Below are 24,950 nucleotides of genomic sequence, written 5' to 3'. Positions count from 1 at the left end.
TTTCAGTCAATGTTAAATAATAATTAATTTAAAAAAGGTATGTTGCCTAAAAAGGAGCACATGTATTGGTATTCCCTTTTCAGGTTGAAAACAATCACCAAATCTCAGCAATTTCTGATTAAATTCTACAAAATCAAGTTTAACATGACGGCCTTGGGGTAACCAAATAATTAGTCTTACTTTATTTGTACAGGAAGGATGTTGGTTCATGGAATTTTTTGATTTAATCAGCAGAGTAAACTGGGTAGGCCTGTTGACGGCAGCCGGAGTGATCACACTTAAGCTGATCGGCATACTTATTGCTTTTCTGGTCGTAAGGGCTATTGGCACAAGAGTGGTTGAAAAGACGTTTAAGAGGGTTCAGGAGCGTCAGTCAATTTCAATTGGGAGATCCAGAACGCTGCAGAGTCTGACACTCAATCTCTTCTCATATATTCTGATCTTTATTTTTGTCGTGATGGTATTTGAGGTATTTGAATATGATGCAACAGCTCTCCTTGCCGGGGCTGGAGTTGTAGGGCTTGCCATCGGTTTTGGAGCACAGGGACTTGTCAGCGACGTGGTGACAGGCTTTTTTCTGCTTCTTGAAAAACAGCTTGATGTCGAGGATTATGTAACAACGGCAGGATACTCTGGCATTGTTGAGCAGGTTGGTCTGCGGACTACTCAGATCAGAAGCTTTGACGGCACGCTTAATTATGTGCCGAACAGAGAGATCATCAGCTTAAGCAATCATTCCAGGGGCAACATGCGGGCACTTGTTGATATTGGCATTTCATACGATGATAATATTGATGAGGCTATTTCGGTTATTCAAAAGGCATGTGATGATATGGCCGCCGGGGATGCATCAATCATTGAGGGACCAAGTGTGATTGGCGTTCAAAGCCTTGGCGCATCGGATGTTGTGATCCGGATTATTGCCAAGACAGAGAATATGATGCAGTGGGGCGTAGAGCGCAATCTCCGTAAAAAAGTGAAAGAAACACTTGATGCACACGGAATTGAGATTCCGTTTCCGCATCAGGTTTATATTGAGAAAAAACAGTGAAAAACAGCAAATGAGCTGCCGGCTTCGGCAGCTCATTTCTTTTTTTATTGAAGCCTGCTCTCTACCTGCTGGCAGATTTCATCCGCTGTATAACCGCTTGCTGTAAAAACAGAACCGCTTGTTACAGCATTGCTGATTCCCATAATGTTGGAATCCTGGCCTGTAATAATGCAGCAGTCACAGCCTTTTGCATCCTCTTCATTGCGGAGTTCTACAACATCATACCCCTTTGACTGAAGTGCAGCTGTAACATCTGATAATGATTGTTCAACACCGATTTTTGGCATCTCATCCACCTCCTAAGACTAATGTGTCTCATAGGAGGTACCTTTATTCTGATAAGCCGTTCGCTTTGTAGAGAAAATATCTGCACATAAGGTCAACAGCTGCCCCTATCGCTTCCTCTTTAGGCTGAAGCTTTGAGTGATGAAGTCCATACAGGGAGTCCACTCCGAGCCAGAACATGAATCCCGGAATCTCATCCAGCATATATCCAAAATCTTCGCCCGTCATGGCCTCTCTGCACAGCACAACTTCAGTATCTGTGTTCACTTTTGCAAAATCCATGAATTCTTCCGTCAGCTCATGATGGTTGTATACCTGATGGTACATCGAACCGTAATCAATGACCGCGCTGCAGGAATAGCCGATCTCAAGCCCTCTGACAAGTGCCTCAATCCGTTCTTTCACTTTATCCATCGACTCAACGGACAGCGTTCGGATCGTTCCTTCAAGCCTCGCATTTTCTGCGATAATGTTCTGAACCGTGCCTCCTGTTATTTTCCCGAACGTAATCACCGCACTGTCAAGCGGGTCAACGTTTCTTGAAACAACGGTCTGCAGCTGTGTAACAAGAGATGCAGCAGCAACAATCATGTCCTGAGCCGTATGAGGATAGGCTGCATGTCCCCCTTTTCCCTTTAAGTCAATGAATAATTCCGATGTATTCGCAAAAAGCAGACCGGGACGTGTGGCAATTGTACCGACAGGATATTCCGGAGCAATGTGAAGTGCCGTAATGAAATCAGGTTTCCACTCCTTCATTTCTTCGCTTCTGAGCATCGGTTCAGCTCCTCCGGGGCCTTCTTCTGCAGGCTGAAAAAGAAACAGCAGATCATCTCTGACTGGATGTTTGACGAAATAATGAATGATTCCAAGCGCAATCGTCATATGGAAATCGTGGCCGCAGGCATGCATGAGCTCCGGATGATCAGACTTGAAATCATAGCCGGTTTCCTCGCGAATGGGAAGTCCGTCGATATCGGCACGGTAAGCAAGTGTTTTCAAAGGAGCTGTTCCTTTTACTTTTACAAACAAACCGGTTTTCCATTTTTTGATTTCGAGTCTTTCTGCGGGTAAAGACCCGAGATGTTCCAAAAGGTACGCCTGAGTTTTATATTCCTGAAAGCCAAGCTCAGGAATGCGGTGAAGATCCTGTCTGATTTTTGACAATAGGTCCATTTGATCCAATCGTATCCCCCCTGTTTCTATAGAGAAGGCGTGGATGCTAAAACATCCACGCCGGTCAATCATTCAAGTATTAAAGCTGTCTGAGCTCTTGTTTGATTTCAGTTTTTGATTTTGTTTTTTCATCGATATCTTTAATTTTGCGGGCAGGGGTACCTGCTACAACTGTGTAAGGCTCCACATCGTCAATGACGATTGCGCCTGCAGCAACGACAGCGCCTTTGCCGACTGTAACGCCTTCTAATACGACGGCATTGGCTCCGATGACTACATCATCTTCAATGACAACCGGTTTTGCAGATGGCGGTTCGATGACGCCTGCAAGAACAGATCCCGCTCCGATATGGCAGTTTTTCCCTACTGTAGCACGACCTCCAAGAACAACGTTCATATCAATCATCGTGCCTTCGCCAATTACTGAACCGATGTTGATGGAAGCTCCCATCATAATAACGGCGTTATCGCCGATTTCGACTTGGTCGCGAATAATAGCGCCAGGCTCAATTCGCGCTTTAATGTTTTTCATATCAAGAAGCGGAATCGCTGAATTGCGGCGGTCATTTTCCACAACAAAATCATCAATTTTCGCTTGGTTTTGAGAAAGCACCGTCTGAATTTCAGCCCATTCGCCGAAAACAACACCGCTGCTGCCGTTTATGAATGTTTGTGAAGAAGAGCCGAAATCGATTCCTTCAAGATCGCCTTTCACATACACTTTTACAGGTGTCGATTTTGTACTATTTTGAATAAACGAGATAATCTCATTCGCATCCATCATTTTCATATGTATTCCTCCTTCAGACTATATACCTCATTACTGTATCAAAGGACGGGTTTGTTGACAAGCTGAAACCTGGCGCTGCATTTATAACATTGTTTTTCCGGCAGCAGCGCTCCATTCGGCAACAGCATCTGCAAACATTCTGCAGGCTTCCTGTTCCAGGTCTGATTCCGGTGAACCTTCTATTTTTAATGTATCACGAAAAACTTCTGCCCCTGTTTCTTTAAATCGCCTTTGAAGCAGATCTGCTGCCGCGCAGAATTTCGGATAGGCATGATCTCCTGACCCGAAACAGGCAACCAGCTTCCCTCTTAGGTTTAACTCTGTGAGTTCTTCATAAAAATCTTCTGCCTCATACGGAAGGTCTCCGTCTCCCCATGTGTAAGTGCCGGCAAGAATCACATCATAGTTGAACAGGTCATCTGTCATGCAAAGATCCAGCTCCTCAAACATCACATCCATCCCTTTTTCACTTAGCTGCTGTCCGATCAGTCTTGCCATGTCTTCTGTATTCCCTGACATGCTTGCATATAGAATAAGAGCCATTTTCACTCGTGCCACCTCTTTAATTGATAATGATTTTCATTTTCACTATTACTTTAATTGAAAACTATTCTCATTGTCAATCGTTTCTGCTGCAAAATAAAAAACAGCTTTATCAGCTGCTTGCAGAAAAATTGTCGCTTTTAAGAGATGCCCTCTTCTTTCAGGATGTCAAGAAACGCCTGCACTTGCTTCAATTTAAACGATGAGTCAAACCCAAGCAGCCATGTGTCCCTTACGATTGGATCTCCGTGCTCGTTTAATAATGGGATTTTATGAATGTCCCGATTGTCGTCCACAAGCGTAACCGAAGGCAGGATCGCATATCCGATTCCGTTGTAGGCCATTTGTTTGCACGTTTCAATCTGGTCGACAACAATTGTGCGCTTTGGGCTGCTCTGAAAATGTTTATGCCACCAATCCTGAATCTCCTGGTAATAGGACGAGTCGCTTTTAAATTGAATAAAGGGACGCTCAGTATCAATCAGATCCTCAACCTTTTGAATTTCTGAATCCACCAAGTACAGGGTGTCTGTCAGCAAATGCTTCTTGACCCCTTTCCATTCCGGATTTCCTCTGATAATGCCGAGGTGAACGTGATCTTCATACATACTTTTTAAAATCTCGCTGCTCCACCCCGTCACAAGTGAAATTTTTGCATGAGGATATTTGCTGACATATTTCTTGAGAATGTTAGGCAGCCAGTGCTGTCCGATGATGGATGCCACGGCGATCTTCAATGTGCCGTGCACCTCTCCTTCAAGCTCTGAAATCTCTTCACGCAGTTTTTCTTCTTTCTTCGTCACTTCTTTTGCGAATGCTACAATTTTTTCTCCCGCAGGTGTAAGCGTCAGTCCTTTTTGTGAACGGATAAAAATTTGAAAGCCCCATGACTTTTCGATGGACTGCAGCCTTTGTGACAGCGCAGGCTGGGAAACAAAAAGCCGTTCGGACGCTTTTCTCATATTCATTTCTTCAGAAAGAACAACAAGCATTTTTAATTCAGTCAGCTGCATAAATACCTCCTCTATAAGTTTTCCTTATATTATATGCTAATTTATTCATAATTTCATTATTGTCACTCGAAGAATATACTTAGGGTGAAAAGCGCGCTTTAACTTGTCAGGAAGATGTGATGCTTTATGGAATGGCCGATCTTTTTCATCGGTATTGCAGCAACCTTCATCGGCACTCTTGCAGGGAGCGGCGGTATGATCAACATGCCCCTAATGCTCATGTACGGACTGCCTATTCACACCATTATCTCCTCTAATAAATTTGCAAATACGTTAAGTTCACTTTCAAGCTTTGCTGTTCTCCTTAGAAAAAAAGAAGTGAACGTGAGGGAAATGGCAGCAACTGCGCCATTTACTGTTGGAGGAGGTGTGCTTGGAGCTGCCTTCACAAGTCAGGTGAGCGGGGAAGTGATGACTGTCATCGCTCTCTTTCTCCTCCTTTTCGCTTTGGGGCTCAATCTGTTGAAAAAACCGCAGGAACAGAAAACGGCTGAACCCCGGCTGAAGAAAAGGCTCTACCCTCTCGTTTTTGGAATTGGAGCCTATGACGGAATGTTCGGGCCCGGGCAGGGAACTCTCCTGATGTACACTTTTTTGCATAACGGATTTTCCTATATTAAATCAGTTGCCTTTACACGATTTCAGACTTTCTTAAGCTGCACCGGGGCATTCACTGCCTACGCCCTTTCAGGCATCATGAATTGGAATATTGCGCTGAGTCTTGCTGCTGGAAGCATACTTGGAGCACAGATTGCAGTGCGTTTTGCAGCAAAGCTCAGTTTTAAACAGGCGGCTTGGCTGATACGTCTGATCACTGTTCTGCTCATTCTTCAGTTATTCTATAACCTTATCTTATAGGAGGTTTCCCAATGAAAATAAAAAGCCTTCATCATCTGCAGCTGTGCGTTTCTCCTGCAGAAGAAGAACCTGCCCGTAAGTTTTACATTCAAGAGCTCGGATTTGAAGAAATACCTAAGCCGTCGGCACTTCTAAAGAATGGCGGTTTCTGGTGCCGTGCAGGATCATTAGAACTGCATATCGGCCTTGAGGAAACGGACGGATCCAAAAGCAAACGGCACCCGGCCTTTGAAGTAGAAGATCTTAAAGATGCCAGGGATTATCTGACTAAGCTTTCTGTAGAAATGAAAGAAGAGATACCGATTCTCGGTGTAAACAGATTTTCATTTTACGATCCATTCGGAAACCGGATTGAACTCCTTGAACTAAATTAAACAGCAAAAAGGCGCGGGAGTTACTTCTCCTGCGCCTCTTTCTTTTCTTTTGGAAGCCTTAATATAAGAACGAAACTGATAACAGCAAATAGGAACACAATAATATAAACACTGTGAAGGGAGTATGTCAGGCCTTCTTTTAAAGCCTGCATGGCATCATCAGAAAGCTTTGATGCTTCCTCAGGGCTGAGGAGCCTGTTAACGGAATCAAGATTGATTGTTTCACCAATTCCTTCATCCCTGAAATAAGACTGCAGCCGGGTATTTAGTATTCCTCCAAGCAAAGCGGCGCCAATCGTATTACCCAGCGTCCTCATAAACATGTTTGCCGCTGTTGCTGAACCCCTCTGCTCCCAGCTGACTGTACTTTGAATGGAGACAATGAAAGCCGTCGTGGTCATTCCCATCCCTATGCCGACAAGGAAGGAACCAAAGGCAGCCCACAGAGGGCCGTCGTCCGGTGTCAGCGTGAAGAAAACAGCACTTCCGGCGATCAGGGCTGCACCTCCGATAACCGAGGTGGTTCTAAAACCAATTTTAAAAAGGAGCCGCCCTGATATGGTTGATGCGATTGGCCAGCCAATGGACATAGCGGTAAGAGTAAATCCCGCAATAATCGGGGTCTGTCCCATCACAGCCTGTACAAAAGCCGGAAGAAAAGATGAGATTCCAATCAGCATAACACCTGTTGTTAATGAGGTTATGTTTGCGATGAAGATGCTTTTTTCTTTCCAGATACTAAACGGCATCATAGGCTCTTTTGCACGTTTTTCCTGTCGAATAAATAGGACAAAAGACAAAACCGCAGCCGATGAGATCAAAATGACCGGACTCGACATCCATGGCCATCTGATGCCTCCTTCCACAAGAACAATCATAGCTGTGCTTATGGAAAGAAATAAGAATAGGGCTCCCTTGTAATCAATTTCATGTTTTTTTCGCTCCACATTTTCGTGGAGATAGAAAACAAGCCCTGCAATCGCTAAAAGCCCAAGCGGAATATTAACCCAAAAGACAAATCTCCAGCTCACAAACTGGACTAAAAGCCCGCCGATTGCAGGTCCCATTACGGCAGAAATCCCCCATACGCTTGATAAGTATCCCTGAATTTTAGCCCGCTCTTCTTTTGTATAAATGTCTCCAACAATTGTCGATGCAATCGGCATGACAGCGCCTGCTCCAAACCCTTGGATAAACCTTGCTGCAATCAGCCACTCCATCGAGCTGACCATCCCGCACATCGCAGAACCGGCGAGAAAAACAGAAATGCCGAATATAAGGACAGGCTTTCTGCCGAACAGATCGGATAACTTCCCATAAATCAAAACGGTAACAGCATTCATCAGCAAATAGGACGAAAAAACCCAGCTGTATAACGAAAATCCTCCAAGCTCTCCTACAATCGCAGGCATGGCAGTGGATACAATTGTTGCTTCGATAGCAGCCATAAACATTGCGAGCATAACCGCAGCCAGGATAAATGGGCGCTTTCTATTCGAAGACTGCTGCTTGATTTCTTCTTTTTCAAGAATAGCCTGTGCCACCTTTATCGTCTCCCTTTTCCGTTAAAAAGCAAAAGAAGGAGCAAATGTTCCTCTCCTTCTCTCCCGGAATTTATCTATTTTCAATCATTTGTTTCTGAAGTTCTTTCAAAATGGCGCGTCTTGTCAGGATTCCCTCAAATATGCCGTCGTCATCGACAACACAGACAAAAGAGTGATCAATGACCAAATCCAGCCCTTTGGAAATCGGATCTTTTAAATGCAGCCTTGGAATATCTGCATTCATAGCCTCTTCAACCTTCATATGTTCAAGCTTCTCAAATTCAATTCGCTGGAGGCCTAAGATAGCATCCATCATCATGTTTGTGCCAAGAAGTCCATGCAGTTTAAAGAAAGGATCAAGAACCGGCACTGCCGTGTAGCCTGTTTTCGTCAAAACAAGCAGTGCATGCTCGAGGTTATTGCCAATCTGTACATGTGCAACCTTATCTGAAGGTATCATATATTCTTCTATCGTTGATTCATTCAGCAATTTCTTTGTATGTATGCTAATCACATTTGTTCTCCCTCTCTAAAAAAGTTCACACCGAACCCATTTACCCCGCTTTAAATATGTTCAAACCACCTTTTTATTTTACCACAAAGAGGGAAAGAAATGCGGATACATCTCTCTTTGCCATTCCCTCAAGAGCATCTTTTAACATGAAAAGCAAAAAAAAGATACTCTTGCTAAGAGTACCAGGCGTATGTAATCATTTCACTTCAAATCGGATTCGGTCATACAGCCGGATCAGTTTTTGATAGGTTGCATGATCAGACTGTTTTGTGCCGTTTTCAATTTCATAAATCTCGCTGCTGACCAGCTCCAGAGCATATTGCTGTTTAAGAAGAAGCTCAACTAAAAATTTTTGGTCGTCCTGTGAAAGAATTTCTGCTGCAGAATTCATAATAGATTGCCCCCTTAATGATAGATTAATCAATGAAAAAGCACTGCGTCAACCGCAAATTCCGACAGATTCATTATTTTGTGAACCGATTGGCATAGCTGAATGCAGTATAGGAGTCAGGCTTGATTTTTGCTTCCAGGCCCATAGCCTGAATTCTTCCGGTCATCTCCTGAATAAGGTCCTTTGTCACACCCTTCCTCCCAATATCCAGATGAATTTCAAATGTAAGATCTGCTCCCTCATCCGAATAAGGAATAAGAATTTCTGCAAGCTCTCCCAAATAAACGGATGTAAACGCATAGGCAAGCTCCTGGCTTAAAGTCGTTTCCATGGATATTTTTTCATGGAGGCTCGTTATTGGCCGCGGGATGACCGAATTCTTCAGGCAGCCCCACGCTCCTTTTCCGAGACGGTGAACATGAACAGCAGTGATAAACTTTGTTTCTGTCTGATGAACCTGTGAATCTGTGCCGATTGACAGAAGATAGGTGCTTCTCGGGTCTTTCTTCAGGAAGGATTTAATTTTATGGATCATAGCATCAAATGACATGTTTCCTTCAGAGACATTGTAAAAGGCAAAATGGTCAGTCATATGACAGCTCCTTTTCAGCGGAAATTACAGAACCAAGATATTATATGCTTGGCTGAAGAGAGTATTGAGCAAATTGGCGTAAATTTTATAGTATATTTTTTCCTCAAAGCCCTCTTTTTAAACAGTCTGCTGTTTAACCGCTGAACAGATCCGCCTCCATTACCCGAGTCACTATATATAACGTTTGAAATTGAATGAAGGTTTCGGATTTTCACACAAATTTATAAAAACTTTTTTCACTTAACCAAATGTTGGTTAAAACTAGAAAATAACCAGAACAAAAGCCGAAGCGCCAAGGCCCGCTCCGATAGGCAGATAAGAATCCGGCAGAAAAGTCCGGGTCCCGTCTTTTTTGCCGGATTTGTTCTGACAAAGGATCTAGGCGCTTGCGTTTGCCGAGGATAACTTGGTTATGTTTTCCACAGCCTTTTAACTTTATAATTTTCTAAACATCAAAAAAAACAGCCAATGTTTTGGCTGTTTACCCTTTTTTCGTTTGAATATTACGCATATGATAATGGCAGTTGGAACACGAATAATTGACATTCTGATTGGACAGGGCAGTCAGCACTTCATTCAGAGGCTGCTGCTCATGGCAATTCGGACAAATGACGCTTGGTTTCGTATTCATCGGTTCCCTCCCGTTTATTGGAGCAAATCAAAAATCTCAATTGCGATCATATCGATGTTGTCAAATTGATAAGACTGGGGCTTTTCATCTTTTTGGAATACTTCAAGTTCGAACGTATCCGTTTTATCAAAATATTTTACACTGCAGCGTTTTTCACCCTCAACTTCAAAGAAGCGCTGGCTTGGTTCATTCGAAACGGCATTTTCCTGCAGACTTTGAAGTCTAGTTATGATACCTAAAAGCTGTGACATTAGTATCACCTCCAACAGAGTGAGTCAACTTGAGGTCCGCCTTCGCCTCTAGTTTGTGCGTCCTTCTTTATTCTATCCATCGTATTTTACAGCTGCCTGAAAATTCTTTACATCGTCTCCGGGCAAACATAAAATGAGTATGATGGGAGAAATCAATGATCACAAGGGGGTAAAAACGTGTCGCTTGTAACCAAAATGGATGAACGTTCAGCAATCATCGACAGTCATGATTTAGGGATGACGGGTCGTACAAGTTCCTATGTATTACTTGAAGAGAATATCACACTCTTTGAGCCTTCATCAAGTCCTTCTGTTCCACATATTAAAAATGGGTTGAATGACCTTGGCGTCCGGCTTGAAGATATTTCCTATATTATTGTTACCCACGTCCACCTTGACCATGCAGGCGGAGCCGGTCTGCTTCTTGAAAGCTGTCCGAATGCAAAGGTTGTCGTGCATCCGAAAGGGGCAAGGCATTTAATCGATCCCACCAGGCTGATTGCCGGTGCAAAAGCGGTGTACGGCGAACAGTTTGATGATCTTTTTTCCCCGATCGTGCCTGTGCCCGAAGACCGGATTATCGCCATGTCAGATGGCGAATCTATTCAGATCGGACCGGATTCAAAGCTCACTTTTTATGATACACCCGGGCATGCCAATCATCATTTCAGCATTTTAGACCATAAAAGCATGAGTATGTATACAGGGGATACAATCGGCATTTACTATCAGGAGCTGCTATCTGAAGGGCTTGAATTTTATTTGCCGTCCACTTCCCCGAATCAGTTCAACCCGGAAGCGATGCTTGAAGCCGCGGATTTATTTGACAGCCTGGACTTAAAGGCAATCCATTTCAGCCATTTCGGAGTGAGCCGCAATCCAAAAGCCGCTACGGCTGCACTCAGGGAGTGGCTGCCGGTCTTTATCAGGGCAGTGGAAACAGTCGCGGGTCAAACCGGGGTTCGTTCAGCAGCAGAACATGTTAAAATGGAACTTCAACACGAGATTTATGCGTATCTTGATTTAAAAGGCATCCCAAGATCACACAGTGTATACAGAATACTGGATCTTGATTTATCCGTCTGTGCCATGGGTCTTGTCGATGCATATGCCAAAAAGATAAAGAGCTGAAAAAAAGGAGCATGACAGGAATGAAAGAAGTACATGTCTATACACAGCCCGAATGTCCTCCGTGTCAGATCGTCAAGCAGTTTTTAGATCATCACGGGATACAATACAAGGTTTTCAATGTAGCAGAAGATGCTGAAGCAAGAAAGAGAATGACAGAAAAATTAAAATCTTTTTCTACACCAACAGTGTTGGTAGACGGGGAAACAGTAGCTGGATTCGATTTGAAAAAGCTTGAAAAACTGCTTGAAATTGGCTAAACGAGCAAAAAGGATGTCCCAAAGTTTATTTTTGGGACATCCTTTTTATATACCCGCTGACCTCATCAGCCTTTTAGCAATTTCATCAAAATCCTCTTTAGAAATGCCCGGGGCGAATTCTTCAGGTACTTCATCCAGTTCCGGCACCGGCGCTCCTGATGGCATTCCGTCAAATACTTTTAAAGGCTGGCCGTCAATCGGATGCGGTCCCTTCCAGATTTTATTTATGTCCCTGTAATCGGTATCGCTGAACGTATAAAGCCTCAGATGGATGCCCATGTCCTCGAATTTTCTCGCATCGGCGAAGGCTTTATTGTCGAGATTTGGAATCGGCAGCATTTTTCCGACATCAACACCTGTAATGACTTCAAGAGCTTTTGCATAGGCAACGACATGTACCCCGCCCCGAACGAGCAAGTACCCGATCATCTCTCTTGCAACCGGGTGGTCCGTCATCTCATACACTCTCATTTTATGCGTCCTCGCCCCGCATTCAAGGAAAAAGTTATGAAGCAGATCAAGGACCAGATTCCCGCTGTTGAATACATTTTCTCCCGTCCATGGTTTTCCCATAGAGTCAAATGGATAAGAAGTCTGTGCCGTCTGAATGAAATGCTGGCTGTTCCTTTTGTCCTTTGCCCCCTGCATAGGAGTTGCATCAGGAGGCGCAGGATACGTTGAACCGGTGAGCATTAAATTGATGGTATTGGAAACGAGCTCAACATGGCCAAACTCCTCGGCTGTTATGCTTGAGACCAGGTCATAAAAAGGCTTCAGCTTTTTCTTCTGCCTGAAATTAAACGACTGAAACATATAATTATTCAGCGTTGACATCTCTCCGAATTTTCCGCCGAGCAGCTCCTGAACGGCAGCTGCCGCATTTGGATCCGCATACTTCGGCTTTGGCAGCTCAATCAGCAGCCGGTTAAACCGCTTTATCATCCCGTAATCCCCCTTTAAAAGAGTGGTTCCCTCTAAAAGGTATGCAGGCCGGGATTTGTCTTATTACCTGTCTGAAGACCAGGGTGGTTTCTTTCTTATCACTCCGCATATCCTGCAGCACTTGTCTGAACGTCTGAGACGTAAGCGCTCAGCAGTGTTTTCATCTGAAGATAAGGGTTCCACATAAAACTGAAACCGTCCTCATTTACAAATGAAACAGCCTCTGGCTTATCGAAAATCAGACTGACATTAAACGGCTTCTTCTTTTCAGGAGATTCTATTTTGGGCTCAGTTTCTGAAAAGACGACATCTTCAATTTTGTATCCGCCGTTCTCCTGCACAAACAGGACAGCCTCATAATGGTCATCATAGCTCACAGGCCCCTCCTCTTCTGCAGGAAAAAACTGAAATAATTTATGCGTATTCTTTTCAGCGCCGAACGTCATCTCTTCATCATAATTAAAGTAAGGCATGGTGTAAGGGGTGAAATCGCTGCCGAACACAATATAGCCGTTTTCAGTCTCTTTTACATTTTCTTTTACATACTTTTCAATAAACGAACGGGTGAAATAAGGCTCCATCATAGCCTTTATTTCGTTTAAAGGCCGTTCCTTTTCGGTGAGGGACGCCTGTACCTCTGACGCCTTCTGCACTGCCTGAACCGATTGTTCTTCAGTCAGCAGTTCCTCAGCAGAACCTGTATGTCCGTAACCCAGAAATAATATAAGTGCGACGAGTGTGCTTAAAAAAAGTTTCATGTCATTACCCTCCCGCTAATATCTGTGCTTAAATTTTATCAGAGTCTGTGTCGTTTTTATCCAACGATAATCCACAAAATACCATCATTTTCTGACAATTTCTCTTATTTTAATCCTTACCCTATTGAGAAAAGGATAATCGTCTTTTTTCCAAACAAAAAAACAGCAGCTGACTGCTGCTGTTTACCATGTACGTGTGAAAGCAAGATAAAAAATGTAGATTGCAATGAAAGCTGCTGCAATCAGGCATGCCAGGAATATTGGATTGCGGATATAGGGATGGGCCTGAATTTTCTCATTCATTTGGGTATCGTGTTCGCTCTTTCTAGTGTCCACAAGCCGGCCTACACCAATGGTATACAGCAGTCCGCCTGCTGCAATCATAAATGCCAGAATAGCCAGAGCGAGTGTGAATTTGTCCATATTGTCACCCCTTAGAGCGTTCTTTCTATTTAGGATGGCGCAATGAACAAAATTTATTACAGCAGCCCCTCATTTTCATAAAGATAGGAATAGGGCAGATCGAGGAACAGGTAATGCTTTTGATCAATCGGGTAGGAGAACGTTCTGATGGATTCACCTGTTTCAATGTCGCTGTACACATCACTGAAAAAGCCTTTTTTTCTGATCTGCATCTTCATGATATTTTCAAGAAAATAAGGGCGCCAGCTCCAGTTTTTAAGATTGTAGTGTGGCTGGATTTTCCATTCGTTGTCTTTTTTCAGGAAGTTCGAGCTTTGCTGAAAACCGTCCCCGTCGCAGACGTAGATCCTGAAACAGCAATCGTTCAGTTCTTCCGAGAGTTTTTTAATCAGTTCATCAAACGAACCTGTAGCATGCCTGGATTCTTTTGCAAAAAGAAGGCTGATTCGTTGATGAAACTCTTCTGACAGGTCATAGAAATGCTGCAGTTTTTTCTTTTCATACCTTATGAACGCCTGAAACTCTCCTGTCATTTTTTCTTTCAGAAGGTAAGGTTCTATTTTGCCTTCTTTTGGCGGCTGAAGATAATCCCCCTGAAAAAAGCGGCCGCCATTTTTCCACGCGTACTGAAATTGAAAGTGAAGGTCAATTTCGCTGTACAAAATGGCTGCACCTATTTTTCTTGCAAGCAGTGATATGGAATACAGAACATCGTGATACGTTTGCAGAGGAGACGTTAACCTGAGAGGCTGCAGATCAATCTTCAGGATATTTGGCATCAAAAGAGCGATTCTGTCCAGATTGCTGCTTGCTTTCCCTACATTCTCAACCGCCATTTTAATGCCGTATGTCCGGTAATAGGTAAAAACATGTGTAAGCTGCGTTATATCTCCAGTAAATGTATGTTCCGTAATTTCAATCACGATCCGTTCAAGATTTCCGCCCTTTTCCTGCCATTGAAACAATAGTTCGAGAAGGCTTTCACCATGATCGAGCATGAGCAGGTTCGCATCTCTGTTAATAAAAATCAGGGTATCATCAGCCGGATCAAGAAAATGATCCAGCGCCATATGTAAGATGTGGTAATCTGCCTCGAGTCTGTATTCATCAGGAATGGAATCATCTCTAAAAAATGGCCCCATGCTCTTCCATTCATTATCAATGTAGATTCTCCCCACAATCTCATACCCGATGACCTTTTGTTCATCTGCACTGAAAATGGCCTGGCAGAACGGTTTTGCGTGCTCCAGGTTAGCCATGATATCCAATGGATCCATATCCCATCCCGCTTTCTCTCTTTGTTTTTGTATGATTATACCATAGAGGGAGACCGGTTTAATGGTGCTTATGATATGAAAAAAAGATGCTCTGAAGCGAGCATCTTTTTTGAATGGATCGTCAGTGATTAAAACGGGTGCTGATTCAGCCATTGTCCGCCGTCTAATGTAATGCATTCCCCGTTCATGTACGAGGCTTCTTCAGAAAGAATGAACGAAGCAAGGGATGCGATTTCCTCCGGTGTTCCAAGACGTCCGAGCGGCACACTTTTCAGCGTTCTTTTAGCTGCTTCCTCAGATTGAAACAGCTTGTCCGCTCCCCCAGTTCTCTCAATAGGACCAGGTGCGATGGCATTTACCCGAATGCCGTATTTTCTTCCCCATTCAACAGCAAGCGTTCTTGTCATGGACAGCACGCCTGCTTTCGCTGCAGCGGAGTGAATGACACCCGCTCCTGCTCCCCATGCGTATGTAGCAACCATATTCAGAATTGATCCTTTTTGCTGCTTTTCAATCCAGTACTTCCCTGCTGCACTGCTGCAGTAAAACGTGCCGTTCAATACAATATTAATGACTGAGTTCCATCCATTAACTGAAAGCTGTTCTGCAGGACAGATGAAATTCCCTGCAGCATTATTGACAAGTCCGTCAATTCGTCCGAATGCTTCATCCGTTTTGCGGATCAGTTCTTCCGACATTTCAGGCACCCTCACATCCATCTGGAAAGGAGTGATTGTCCCTTCAAGACCTGTCATTTCTTCTTTGGCTGCTTCTAAATTTTCAAGTGATCTTCCCGTAATGACAACGTTCGCGCCTTGTGCAGCAAACTTTGCCGCCATTGCTTTTCCCATCCCGCTGGAACCGCCTGTTACAATAATTACTTTATCCTTCAACAAAAACACCCCCAAAATGAATGACCATTCATATTTTACCATAGTTTTCTAACAATTAAAATAATTATCTGAAAAAGAGGAAAACGGCCCGTCTTTCTAAAAGTAGTAGGGGCAGTCTTTAAGAAAGGGGGCGGCGGTCTGGAACACACCCATTCAAGAAGGAGTTTTCTCAAACTTTTTTTATCAGCAGCTGCCGGAATGCTTCTTGCTCTTTTTTTCGGCTATGCTTATGCAAGGTATATTGAGCCAAAATTGATAAAAGTGACTCAGATAACTATGAAAAACGGCAAAATCCCTCCGGCCTTTGATGGCCTTAAGATGATTCAGTTCAGCGATACCCATCTGGGTCATGATTATTCAATTGACCAGCTGGTTAAAGTTGTCAGTAAAATAAACCAGCTTTCACCCGATATCATTTTATTTACAGGTGATCTTGTCGATAAACCGAATCAATATGAATATTTGCATAAAATCGCCCCTGAACTGAAAAAATTAAAAGCACCGCTCGGAAAATACTCCATATACGGAAATCACGACCATGGGGGATACGGCACAGACGTTTATAAGGCCATAATGGATGAATCCGGATTTTCTCTGCTGAAAAACAGCGGCAAAAAGATTGCATTGCTGGATGGTTCATTCATCTATTTGGCCGGGATCGACGATTTGATGCTTGGAAAACCTGATTATCAGCAGGCACTTGCCGGAGCAGACAGCAGGCAATTCACTCTCCTTCTCGCACATGAGCCGGATGCCGCACTGGAAACGAAAAAGCACCCTGCAGACTGGCAGCTTTCAGGCCATAGCCACGGCGGCCAGGTCCAGCTGCCCCTGTATGGCCCGCTCGTAACTCCTCCCTTTGCTTCTGTCTATACAGAAGGCATGTATGAAGAGGATGGGCTGACCCTGTATGTGAACAGGGGGCTTGGTACAACGAGGCTTCCTTTCCGATTTCTTTCCGTTCCTGAAATCACTGTTTTCACTTTAAAAACAAACGAAAAAAGCACCTGAATTATGGTGCTTTTTTGGTGCTGCAGCTGAACCCGGACGTTATTTCTGATGGCAAAAGCGGACCTGAAAAATAAAATCCCTGCCCCCTGTTGCAATTCAGCGAGAGCAGCCACTCCGCCTGATTCTCAGTCTCAATTCCTTCTGCGAGAACTTCAAGAGAAAGACTTTGAGCAAAGTGAACGATTGAAGCAATCACAGCAGCGTCTTTGCCGTCACTAATTCCGCCTTTAATAAATGCCGGATCGATTTTTAAAAGGTCCACAGGATACGTTTTAAGGCTTTGCAGCGAAGTTAATCCGCTCCCAAAATCATCAATCGCGATCCTCACACCGATTTCTTTAAGCTTCTTTAAAGCAAGTGAAGCTTCTTTTTGGTGATGAAGGGCGCTTTCAGTCACTTCGAGTGTAATTTGCCGGGGCATAATCTGATAGGTTTGAAGCAACGACCTGATCATTTCAGGAAGGTTGCGCTGCTCAAATTGTTTGGAAGACAGGTTGATGGAAATGCATTGGTCCCCGAATCCTTCAAACCTCCACTCTGCAAGCTGCCTGAACGCTTCTTCCATTATCCATTCTCCAATGGGAATCATTAGTCCGGACTCTTCTGCAGCAGGAATGAATTCAGCAGGAGAAACATTTCCAAGCACCACGCTTTCCCATCGGACAAGAACTTCAAAACCCTCTGTCGCACCCGTTTCAAGGTTAATCTGAGGCTGATAGACAAGGTGAAGTTCATCGTTTTCAATCGCCTGCCTGAGGCCTGAATCCATAGCAAGCAGCCTTTTTGACCGGTGATGGAGCCCGGCATGGAATACTTGAAATTGTCCCCTTCCCTGATGCTTGGCTTCATATAGGGCAAGATCGGCCCCCGCAATCAGCTCTTCCCCGCTTAGTCCATGCTCAGGGTACAGGCTGATTCCGATACTCGGACTGACAAAATAGACAAGTTCATTGAGATAATAAGGGTCGGCAAACAAATCAAGGATTTGCTTAGCATAAGTTACTGCTTCCTTTTGATTTGTATTTTTGAATAACAGAATAAATTCGTCCCCTCCGTGTCTGTAGACACTGAAGGACGGTGCTTCAATTGACTGCAGGCGAGCGCTTACTTTTTGCAGGAGCAGATCTCCTGCTGAGTGACCTGCCGTATCATTTAGCCATTTGAATCTGTCAAGGTCTATATACATGAGCGCATGAACAGAGCCCGCATCGCTGCTGAAACATTCCTTAAGATGTTTTTCAAGGGCCGTCCGGTTCAAAAGACCGGTAAGAGCATCATGAAAAGCCATATGACTGATCAGGGCCTCGTGCCTCTTTTGCTCAGAAACGTCTTTAGCAAACAGATAGATGCCCTGAACGCTTCCATTTAAGACAATAGGAAATGTTTTCAGGTGAAGGTGCCATTCCTTGCTTTTCACTGTCAGCTTGACGTCTGTCTCAAACGTTCTTCCTTCAGAGGCTTCCGTTAACAGCTTTTCAGTTTCAGCTGCGTTCTTTTCAAACAGTTTAAATATGGATTTCCCTGTAATTGAAATCGTTACTTTTTTAAAAAGATTAATCGCAGCGGGATTCGCCGAAAGGATAGTGCCGTTCAGATCGAGTGAGAGGATGCTGTCATTCGTGTGATCGAACAGGGACCTGTATCTCTGCTCGCTCTCAATAAGCTTTTGCCTTTCAAGCATTCGATCTGAAATATCCCTTGTGACTGAAATAATATAGATGACGTCTCCTCTATCGTTTAAAATAGGCGTCAGCATCGATTCGCCGAACATGCCGGACCCATCCAATAACTGCACTTGATCCTGAAAGGAATAAGGTTCTTTTAACTCAATGACGGTCCTGTACATTTGCGTGAGGTGGAGGGAGGCGTTTTTATCCATCACATCCGAAAGCGCCATGCCCCCGTAATGCTCCGGAAGACCGGCATGCCTCACTCCTTCGTCATTCACAAATACATACCGCAGCTGACCCTCATCAACTTTCATCAGAAAAACAAGGTCTTTTATATGTTCAAGAATAATAGCAAAAATAATCGATTCTATTTTTTCAATGTTTTCTTCTGAACTGAAATCTTCTGTAATGGCTTTCTTTAATTTATTCATGATACCCTCATTCTTAACATGGTCTTATTCTATCACTGCACCGTTTTTAATAAGTCTTTTTTCATAGTATCATATCCTGCGCTGCCTGTACTATGATTCCTTGTGTGAAATTGAGGGTACCATTTTCTTCATCGTAAAAAAGAGCACCTGAAAGGCACTCTTCTGATTATTCCTCATCCTCAGAAACTCTGTAGGATAATTTCCGCAATATTGCCTGGCTGTCAATCTCCTCTTCATCAGGCAGCCTTGTTACATAGTGATAGTCACCCGACGCATCCTGTTCTCTTGCTTTTACGTTATCAGCCAGCATAATATCAAGCATAGAGAAGATTCTGGATTTTATTTTACCATCAAACACAGGAAATAGAATTTCAACCCGTTTTTCCATATTTCTGGTCATCATGTCAGCAGAGGATAAAAACATTTTCTTTTCGCCGTTGTGATGAAAAGAGTAAATCCGGCTGTGCTCAAGGAATCTCCCGACAATGCTTCTTACCCGGATTTTATCACTGATTCCTTCAATTCCCGGTCTAAGGCAGCACGTGCCCCGCACAATCAAGTCAATCTTCACTCCTGCAATTGAGGCCTCATAAAGCTTCATAATAATCGCCTTATCTGTCAGCGAATTCATCTTCGCAATCATTCTGCCGTTTCCGAAATGACGATGATAATCGATTTCCTGATCAACAAGCTTTAAAAAATCCGTCCGGATATCAAATGGTGCGACAGACAAATGATGAAATTCCGGTTTTTCTGTATAACCGCTTAAATAATTAAAGAAGTTCGTAGCATCTATTCCAAAATGGTAGTCAGAAGTGATTAGACTCATGTCCGTGTAAATTTTCGCTGTCTGATCGTTGTAATTTCCGGTCCCCAGATGAACAAACCGTTCAATCAGGCTGTTTTTCCTTCTGACAACAAGCGTGATTTTGCTGTGGGTTTTTAAGTAGGTCATGCCGTAAATAACATGACATCCCGCTTTTTCCAGTTCCTTTGCCCACTGAACATTGTTCTCTTCGTCAAACCTTGCTTTAAGTTCAACAAGGACGGTTACCTGTTTGCCATTTTCAGCCGCTTTTTTCAGGGCTTCAATGACGGGCGATCCTCCGCTTACCCTGTATAGTGTCTGCTTAATGGCTAATACATCGGGGTCTTCCGCTGCGTCTCTGACAAAATCAATCACTGGTTCGAATGATTCATAGGGGTGGTGCAAAAACAGATCCTGCGCGGCAGCTGTCTCAAAAACATCATCATCAGCAAGAAGATCTTTAGGAGGCTGGGGAATAAACGTTTCAAACGTAAGATGTTCAAATTTAGAACTCAGCTCTTTGTAAAAACCAAACAGAAAAGTAAAATCAAGCGGCCCGTCAATTTCATAAACATCGCCGCTGTGGATCTCAAGTTCTTCAAGCAGATAATCCAAAACGTGCGAATCAAAGCCGTTCTTTCTTACTTCAAGCCGGACGGCTGCACCCCATTTTCTTTTCTTCAATTCTTTTTCAATTTCCTTCAGAAGGTCTCTGGCTCCTTCTTCGTGTATCGTCATATCAGCGTTTCGGGTTATGCGGAAAGGGGTGACCGACAAAACTTGATAGCCGTGGAACAGCTTATGTATATGGCGGGTAATCACATCCTCCAAAAGCACATATGCGCAGTCATTTTCATCTGAAGGGATGGAAATAAACCGGTCGAGCACAGCCGGAACCTGCACAATGGCTGTTTTAGCCCTGAATTCTGCTGTTTCAGAGTGATCTTCAAGCTTAACGACAAGATTGAGGCTTTTATTCAGAAGCATTGGAAATGGCCTGTATGCATCAACAGCCATTGGGGTGAGCACAGGAAATATGTGATCGTCAAAATGTTTTTCAATGATATCAAGCTGATTCATGTGCAGGCTGTCCAAGCTTAAGAATAAGATTCCTTCCTCCTTTAATGCAGGGAGAATCACATCATTATAGGTGCCTGCCTGGAGATCTACCAGTTTATGATTCAGTGCTGATATTTGCTTAAGCTGCTGTTTCGGGGTAAGTCCTGCTTTGTTCTCAGGCTTGCCAAATCCCGCTTTCACCTGGTCCTTTAGACCCGCAACCCTGACCATAAAAAACTCATCAAGGTTTGAGCTGAAAATCGCAAGGAACTTCAATCGTTCCAGAAGAGGATTTCTGCTGTCAATCGCCTCTTCGAGCACTCTTTTGTTAAAAGCAAGCCAGCTGAGCTCCCGGTTATTATAATAGTGAGGGCTGCCAAGTTTTGCCTCATCGGTGTGCAATGTGCTCATAAAAAAGTCACCCTTTTGAATTAGTCATTTGGATTCATTTGTAATGATAGCACTTGAGTTTAAGAGGAATGTAAATGATGTGTAAAGATTATATGTGGTTTATGTAAATGCTGCAGAAAAAAGAAGAGCATCTCCTCTTCTTTTTTCCTTTACTAATCTATTGCTGAAACTTCAATTGAATGTTTTTCTTCAGCAATTTTTCAAGATTCTTTTTTTGTTTTTCTGCCTGATACTCCTCTGGCATAAAATTGCCTTCACAAAAGATCGTGCACACTGTACGGTCGATTTCATCCTGCAGGCTGACTGAACGAACAACATTTCTTTTTGTCGCATTAAGACTGTAGGCAAATTTTATGATCGCCCCAAGCAGCATAATGTTGTGCTGCTCCACCTTTGAAAACCAGTGTTTGAAAGGAGCTGAATATTGTTTGTAGGCAGACTTGCTTTTAAAGGAGGCGATCAGGGCAAGCTTCAGTCTGTCTCTGTGGGAAAGACCGTCTATTGTGCGGTTGGCAATCAGGTAAAAAGTATGCTGGCTGCTTGATTCGGAATCAATGTACTGCCCGAGATTATAAACAAATGATCCTTTCCTGATCAGGCGGATATCTTCTTCTGTATAAGAAACTTTCCCCGCAGCAGCTAAACCCGAATACAGCTCAAGGGCAATTTTTGTGACATGCTGCACGTGATCAAGGTCAATGTCATAATCACTCAGCAATTCGTGAAAGCTTTCTTCGATGACACTCGGAAAAATGGCTGTTCCTGTGCCTCTCGTAAGCTCTTCATAAAATACCCCGTCCCTCAGGCCCTTTCGGCTCAAGATAAACCGGTCTGAGGCCGTAATGTCGCTCAGAGTGACAAAAACCTGCGCTGCCGGAAGAATAATATCAGCCCTGTCTTTTGACAGACCCTCCGTTCTTTGCAGCTCATGCATGGACATGGGGGAAAGAAATTGCTGAACATCCAGGAGATCGTTTGCCGACATTTCATATAAGTGGACTCCGGCAAGCGGATATTCCTGCATGGCCTGGTGGATTTGAACAATATTCCGGGCACTTCCCCCAATACCGACAACCGGCAGACGTTTATTGATAAGCCAAGGCAGTGTTTTGAAGTTTTCTTCAAGGTAAAGCTTTAGCTCGTGCAATTCTGTCTTTGTCGGTTTTTCCCCTTTTACAAACTCTTTTTTTAAAGACAGAGCACCGAAAGGAAAGCTGTGATAATTTATGAGCTTCCGGTTTTCAAAGTAGGTAATCTCCGTACTCCCCCCGCCGATGTCAATTGTAATTCCGCTCCTGATCTGAGTGGAATTTACGGCTGCAAGGAAACCGTAATAAGCCTCTTCATATTCGGAGAGAATGCGGATTGTAAAATCTGTTTTTTCTTTGACTATTCCCAGTACGGCGTCCTTATTGACAGCCTGTCTGACGGTCGCCGTTGCTGCACACTTCACATTTTTAAGGTCATGATGCCTCGTTACTTCCTGAAAACTGAGCAGTGATGAAACTAAAACGGTGATTCCTTCGTCGTTTAAGATGGACTCATCTGTTAAATAATTCCGCAGCCTCGCCGAAATCTTTACATTTTCAATTTCTTTGAGTCTCCGGCTTTTATCGCGCTGATAAATAACCAGTCTCATTGTGTTGGAGCCAATGTCAATAATCGCATATTTTTCCTTTATCATCTGCTCAACTCCTCTGAATTTAGAAAATTATACCACAGCGAAGAAACAGAGTGGCACAGCTTACGGAAACAAAATCCATATGTGCACATATGATGCTTTAACACACCGGAACTGAGGAAATGCCTTACAAATCCGGAGCCTAATCATATAAAACGAAGTATTCATCACAAACAAAGCGGTGAAAACAGATGATCTATCTTGTAAAACCCGGTGAGACTCTCACCTCCATAGCCCAGGACTTCCGTATCAGCCCGGCAGTTCTCATTACTGCGAATCAGCTGTCAGATCCAAATAAATTAACCGCTGGACAGCCTCTGATTATTCCCGGGCTGCCTGAGCCTTCCTCCATTCCTTACAGCATCATGATATCGATTGGCCGCAGACAGCTGACTCTGCTGAATAGAGGACAAGTGATGAAAGTCTATCCGATAGCTGTCGGCAAAATTCTTTCACGAACCCCTATTGGAGAATTTGTCATTGTCAACCGCCAGCCTAATCCGGGAGGTCCGTTTGGAGTGCTTTGGCTCAGCCTGTCAAAAATTCATTACGGCATACACGGAACGAACGATCCAAGCTCAATTGGAAAGGCTGTTTCAAAAGGATGCATACGCATGCAGAACAAAGATGTCCTTGAACTGGGGTCCATTGTCCCGAACGGAACAAGGGTATCCATCCGCCAGTAAAATTTTTACAAAACCTTTATGTTAAAATGAACATGTTTCTATTATAATAACTACTGTGACTACTATCCTGCAAAATAAGGAGCAGCATAATGAAAATCTTTGAAAACAGAAATTTTGTGAAGCTCTTTTTTGCCGCACTCGCTTCGCAAATGGGCACTACTATCGGAAATATGGCCTTTGCCTTTTATTTATTGGACCGTTTCAGCCACCAGCCGTCCTATGCGACACTGGCAGAACTGATGTATTCACTTCCAACATTGTTTGTTTTCTTTCTGGTCGGGGTGGTTGCAGACCGTTTTGACAGAAAAAAAGTAGCTGAAAACTGTGACTGGATCAGAGCATTTCTGACTGTGCTTCTGTTTGGTTCCTTGTTTTTGAATTCCATCCCGCTTATCTTCTTCCTGCTCTTTTTAAGAAGTGCAGTGACAAAATTCTTCTATCCTGCGGAAGCGAGCCTCGTGCAGGGAATTTTAAGCAAAGAGCAGTATGCGCAGGCTGCAGGGTTGAACCAGATTCTCTTCAGCATCTTTATGGTTTTCGGGGTTGGGCTCGGTGCAATTGCCTATCAGACAATCGGACTGAAGGGTGCCGTGACTTTCGACTTTATCAGCTTTGTCATCTCTGCAATACTCATCCGGCGATGCAAAATCCCCATGGAGGCAAGGCTTCCGAATGGAAAAGCGAAATGGAAAGACTTCAGTATTTCTTCCACTTACCGCGATTTTAAAGACGGCATTCTGTATATTGTAAAAAACAAACTGCTTGCTTCGCTCGTGTTCGGTTTCTTTGTTTTCGGGTTTGTGAATGGTGCTTTTTCCATCCTTCCGATTTTCACTATGAAATACGAGCTGTCGCCTGACAATTACGAAAAGTATGCGTCATTTTTCGCAATTTCTCTTGGAGCCGGCCTTCTGGCGGGAAGCCTCATCGGTACACTTATGTCTTCGAAATTCAAGCCGCATCAAATGATGATTTATCCGATTTTCGTAAGCGGCATTCTGATTTTCATGCTTGGTCTGACCGATCATCTTGGCATTTTTCTTGCCACTGTGTTCATTATTGGGACATGCATTGGACCGATTAATGTTGCCATTGGGGGCTGGATGCCTAAAATCGTACATCCAAAACTGATGGGCAGAGTAAGCGGATGGACAGACCCATTGATGATGTTTGCACAGTCCCTGACCCTTGGCATTATTGCGGTAGTCTTTCCGAAATTCATCAGCAATATTGAATATCTCTACTATGGAATGGCCACTGTGATCCTTTTCGTTTTCCTTTTCTATGCCCTTACTTTGCCAAAGCTAAGCAAAGAACTTGAATATTCCCAGAAAAAACTTGCACAGCGGACAGGAAAAGAACAGATCCATATTTCATAAGACGTTTTCAAGGCAGCAGACTTCATCTGCTGTCTTTTTTTTTTCAAGTTTTCAGTGTCCCGGTAAAGATTCAGAAAAAACAGCCGATATTACTAAAGAAGTATTGACTGAAAGTTGGGT

Annotated in this window: 27 protein-coding genes; 8 read left to right on the top strand and 19 right to left on the bottom strand. The window is 43.6% G+C overall.

Going from position 1 to position 24,950, the window contains the following annotated elements:
* Positions 1-208 precede the first annotated feature (208 nt).
* Positions 209-1,051 (top strand): mechanosensitive ion channel family protein, encoded by an 843-nt coding sequence (locus ACTSEZ_RS03660; protein ID WP_369732849.1) that lies wholly within the window; start codon positions 209-211, stop codon positions 1,049-1,051.
* Positions 1,052-1,095: 44 nt separating this feature from the next.
* On the opposite strand, the gene ACTSEZ_RS03655 is transcribed toward ACTSEZ_RS03660, so the two are convergent.
* The 5 genes from ACTSEZ_RS03655 to ccpC all read right to left on the bottom strand — a co-directional run bounded on the left by ACTSEZ_RS03655 (position 1,096) and on the right by ccpC (position 4,858).
* The gene (locus ACTSEZ_RS03655; protein WP_029281537.1) at positions 1,096-1,338 is read right to left on the bottom strand and encodes a YkuS family protein; all 243 of its coding nucleotides are present in this window, start codon (positions 1,336-1,338) and stop codon (positions 1,096-1,098) included.
* Positions 1,339-1,381: 43 nt separating this feature from the next.
* Positions 1,382-2,512, bottom strand: coding sequence for an N-acetyldiaminopimelate deacetylase (locus ACTSEZ_RS03650; protein WP_369733077.1), 1,131 nt, complete (start codon positions 2,510-2,512; stop codon positions 1,382-1,384).
* A gap of 79 nt (positions 2,513-2,591) precedes the next feature.
* Positions 2,592-3,302, bottom strand: a complete 711-nt coding sequence (gene dapD, locus ACTSEZ_RS03645) for a 2,3,4,5-tetrahydropyridine-2,6-dicarboxylate N-acetyltransferase (protein ID WP_369732848.1) — start codon at positions 3,300-3,302, stop codon at positions 2,592-2,594.
* Between the two features lie 81 nt (positions 3,303-3,383).
* Entirely contained in the window at positions 3,384-3,851 is a 468-nt protein-coding gene (locus tag ACTSEZ_RS03640) for a flavodoxin (RefSeq protein WP_369732847.1), read from the bottom strand.
* A gap of 134 nt (positions 3,852-3,985) precedes the next feature.
* Complete coding sequence (gene ccpC, locus ACTSEZ_RS03635; RefSeq protein WP_369732846.1) at positions 3,986-4,858, bottom strand: transcriptional regulator CcpC; 873 nt, start codon at positions 4,856-4,858, stop codon at positions 3,986-3,988.
* A gap of 126 nt (positions 4,859-4,984) precedes the next feature.
* Between ccpC and ACTSEZ_RS03630 the strand changes: the two genes are divergently transcribed.
* A complete protein-coding gene (locus ACTSEZ_RS03630) occupies positions 4,985-5,716 on the top strand; it encodes a sulfite exporter TauE/SafE family protein (RefSeq protein WP_369732845.1) in 732 nt (243 codons plus the stop codon).
* Between the two features lie 11 nt (positions 5,717-5,727).
* Positions 5,728-6,090 (top strand): VOC family protein, encoded by a 363-nt coding sequence (locus ACTSEZ_RS03625; protein WP_369732844.1) that lies wholly within the window; start codon positions 5,728-5,730, stop codon positions 6,088-6,090.
* 20 nt (positions 6,091-6,110) lie between these two features.
* Here ACTSEZ_RS03625 and ACTSEZ_RS03620 read toward each other — a convergent pair whose 3' ends face one another.
* The 6 genes from ACTSEZ_RS03620 to ACTSEZ_RS03595 form a co-directional block, all read right to left on the bottom strand.
* Entirely contained in the window at positions 6,111-7,634 is a 1,524-nt protein-coding gene (locus ACTSEZ_RS03620; RefSeq protein WP_369732843.1) for an MDR family MFS transporter, read from the bottom strand.
* A 70-nt stretch (positions 7,635-7,704) separates the two neighbouring features.
* The gene (gene cbpB, locus ACTSEZ_RS03615) at positions 7,705-8,148 is read right to left on the bottom strand and encodes a cyclic-di-AMP-binding protein CbpB (protein WP_369732842.1); all 444 of its coding nucleotides are present in this window, start codon (positions 8,146-8,148) and stop codon (positions 7,705-7,707) included.
* 196 nt (positions 8,149-8,344) lie between these two features.
* Positions 8,345-8,539 (bottom strand): antirepressor AbbA, encoded by a 195-nt coding sequence (gene abbA / locus ACTSEZ_RS03610; protein ID WP_029281550.1) that lies wholly within the window; start codon positions 8,537-8,539, stop codon positions 8,345-8,347.
* A gap of 73 nt (positions 8,540-8,612) precedes the next feature.
* Positions 8,613-9,131, bottom strand: coding sequence for a ribonuclease H-like YkuK family protein (locus tag ACTSEZ_RS03605; RefSeq protein WP_369732841.1), 519 nt, complete (start codon positions 9,129-9,131; stop codon positions 8,613-8,615).
* Positions 9,132-9,612: 481 nt separating this feature from the next.
* A complete protein-coding gene (locus tag ACTSEZ_RS03600; protein ID WP_369732840.1) occupies positions 9,613-9,762 on the bottom strand; it encodes a hypothetical protein in 150 nt (49 codons plus the stop codon).
* A gap of 14 nt (positions 9,763-9,776) precedes the next feature.
* The gene (locus ACTSEZ_RS03595) at positions 9,777-10,013 is read right to left on the bottom strand and encodes a YkuJ family protein (protein ID WP_029281554.1); all 237 of its coding nucleotides are present in this window, start codon (positions 10,011-10,013) and stop codon (positions 9,777-9,779) included.
* 177 nt (positions 10,014-10,190) lie between these two features.
* On the opposite strand from ACTSEZ_RS03595, the gene ACTSEZ_RS03590 reads away from it, so the two are divergent.
* A complete protein-coding gene (locus ACTSEZ_RS03590) occupies positions 10,191-11,144 on the top strand; it encodes an MBL fold metallo-hydrolase (RefSeq protein WP_369732839.1) in 954 nt (317 codons plus the stop codon).
* Between the two features lie 20 nt (positions 11,145-11,164).
* Complete coding sequence (locus ACTSEZ_RS03585; RefSeq protein WP_369732838.1) at positions 11,165-11,401, top strand: glutaredoxin domain-containing protein; 237 nt, start codon at positions 11,165-11,167, stop codon at positions 11,399-11,401.
* Between the two features lie 45 nt (positions 11,402-11,446).
* On the opposite strand, the gene ACTSEZ_RS03580 is transcribed toward ACTSEZ_RS03585, so the two are convergent.
* The 5 genes from ACTSEZ_RS03580 to fadH all read right to left on the bottom strand — a co-directional run bounded on the left by ACTSEZ_RS03580 (position 11,447) and on the right by fadH (position 15,736).
* The gene (locus ACTSEZ_RS03580) at positions 11,447-12,343 is read right to left on the bottom strand and encodes a manganese catalase family protein (RefSeq protein WP_369732837.1); all 897 of its coding nucleotides are present in this window, start codon (positions 12,341-12,343) and stop codon (positions 11,447-11,449) included.
* 98 nt (positions 12,344-12,441) lie between these two features.
* The gene (locus ACTSEZ_RS03575) at positions 12,442-13,101 is read right to left on the bottom strand and encodes a DUF3993 domain-containing protein (RefSeq protein ID WP_369732836.1); all 660 of its coding nucleotides are present in this window, start codon (positions 13,099-13,101) and stop codon (positions 12,442-12,444) included.
* A 183-nt stretch (positions 13,102-13,284) separates the two neighbouring features.
* Complete coding sequence (locus ACTSEZ_RS03570; protein WP_369732835.1) at positions 13,285-13,524, bottom strand: hypothetical protein; 240 nt, start codon at positions 13,522-13,524, stop codon at positions 13,285-13,287.
* A 56-nt stretch (positions 13,525-13,580) separates the two neighbouring features.
* Complete coding sequence (locus ACTSEZ_RS03565; protein WP_369732834.1) at positions 13,581-14,801, bottom strand: EAL-associated domain-containing protein; 1,221 nt, start codon at positions 14,799-14,801, stop codon at positions 13,581-13,583.
* Positions 14,802-14,929: 128 nt separating this feature from the next.
* On the bottom strand, positions 14,930-15,736 hold the full coding sequence (fadH, locus tag ACTSEZ_RS03560) for a 2,4-dienoyl-CoA reductase (RefSeq protein ID WP_369732833.1): 807 nt from the start codon (positions 15,734-15,736) through the stop codon (positions 14,930-14,932).
* A 156-nt stretch (positions 15,737-15,892) separates the two neighbouring features.
* Between fadH and ACTSEZ_RS03555 the strand changes: the two genes are divergently transcribed.
* A complete protein-coding gene (locus ACTSEZ_RS03555) occupies positions 15,893-16,705 on the top strand; it encodes a metallophosphoesterase (RefSeq protein WP_369732832.1) in 813 nt (270 codons plus the stop codon).
* 1 nt (position 16,706) lies between these two features.
* On the opposite strand, the gene ACTSEZ_RS03550 is transcribed toward ACTSEZ_RS03555, so the two are convergent.
* From ACTSEZ_RS03550 to ACTSEZ_RS03540, 3 genes are all read right to left on the bottom strand, one after another.
* Positions 16,707-18,806, bottom strand: coding sequence for a sensor domain-containing protein (locus ACTSEZ_RS03550; protein ID WP_369732831.1), 2,100 nt, complete (start codon positions 18,804-18,806; stop codon positions 16,707-16,709).
* A 166-nt stretch (positions 18,807-18,972) separates the two neighbouring features.
* The gene (locus tag ACTSEZ_RS03545; protein ID WP_369732830.1) at positions 18,973-21,084 is read right to left on the bottom strand and encodes an RNA degradosome polyphosphate kinase; all 2,112 of its coding nucleotides are present in this window, start codon (positions 21,082-21,084) and stop codon (positions 18,973-18,975) included.
* Positions 21,085-21,241: 157 nt separating this feature from the next.
* Positions 21,242-22,768: a Ppx/GppA phosphatase family protein gene (locus tag ACTSEZ_RS03540; protein ID WP_369732829.1), complete on the bottom strand. Its 1,527-nt coding sequence runs from the start codon at positions 22,766-22,768 to the stop codon at positions 21,242-21,244.
* 188 nt (positions 22,769-22,956) lie between these two features.
* Between ACTSEZ_RS03540 and ACTSEZ_RS03535 the strand changes: the two genes are divergently transcribed.
* On the top strand, positions 22,957-23,451 hold the full coding sequence (locus tag ACTSEZ_RS03535) for a L,D-transpeptidase family protein (RefSeq protein WP_369732828.1): 495 nt from the start codon (positions 22,957-22,959) through the stop codon (positions 23,449-23,451).
* 89 nt (positions 23,452-23,540) lie between these two features.
* On the top strand, positions 23,541-24,830 hold the full coding sequence (locus ACTSEZ_RS03530) for a Mef(A)/Tet(V) family efflux MFS transporter (protein WP_369732827.1): 1,290 nt from the start codon (positions 23,541-23,543) through the stop codon (positions 24,828-24,830).
* The last annotated feature ends 120 nt before the right edge of the window (positions 24,831-24,950 follow it).

It is taken from the genome of Metabacillus mesotrionivorans (assembly GCF_052171315.1).
Lineage (GTDB): Bacteria > Bacillota > Bacilli > Bacillales > Bacillaceae > Bacillus_P.
Note: the sequence above shows the minus strand (reverse complement) of the source record. Positions and strands in the feature narration are given on the sequence as shown.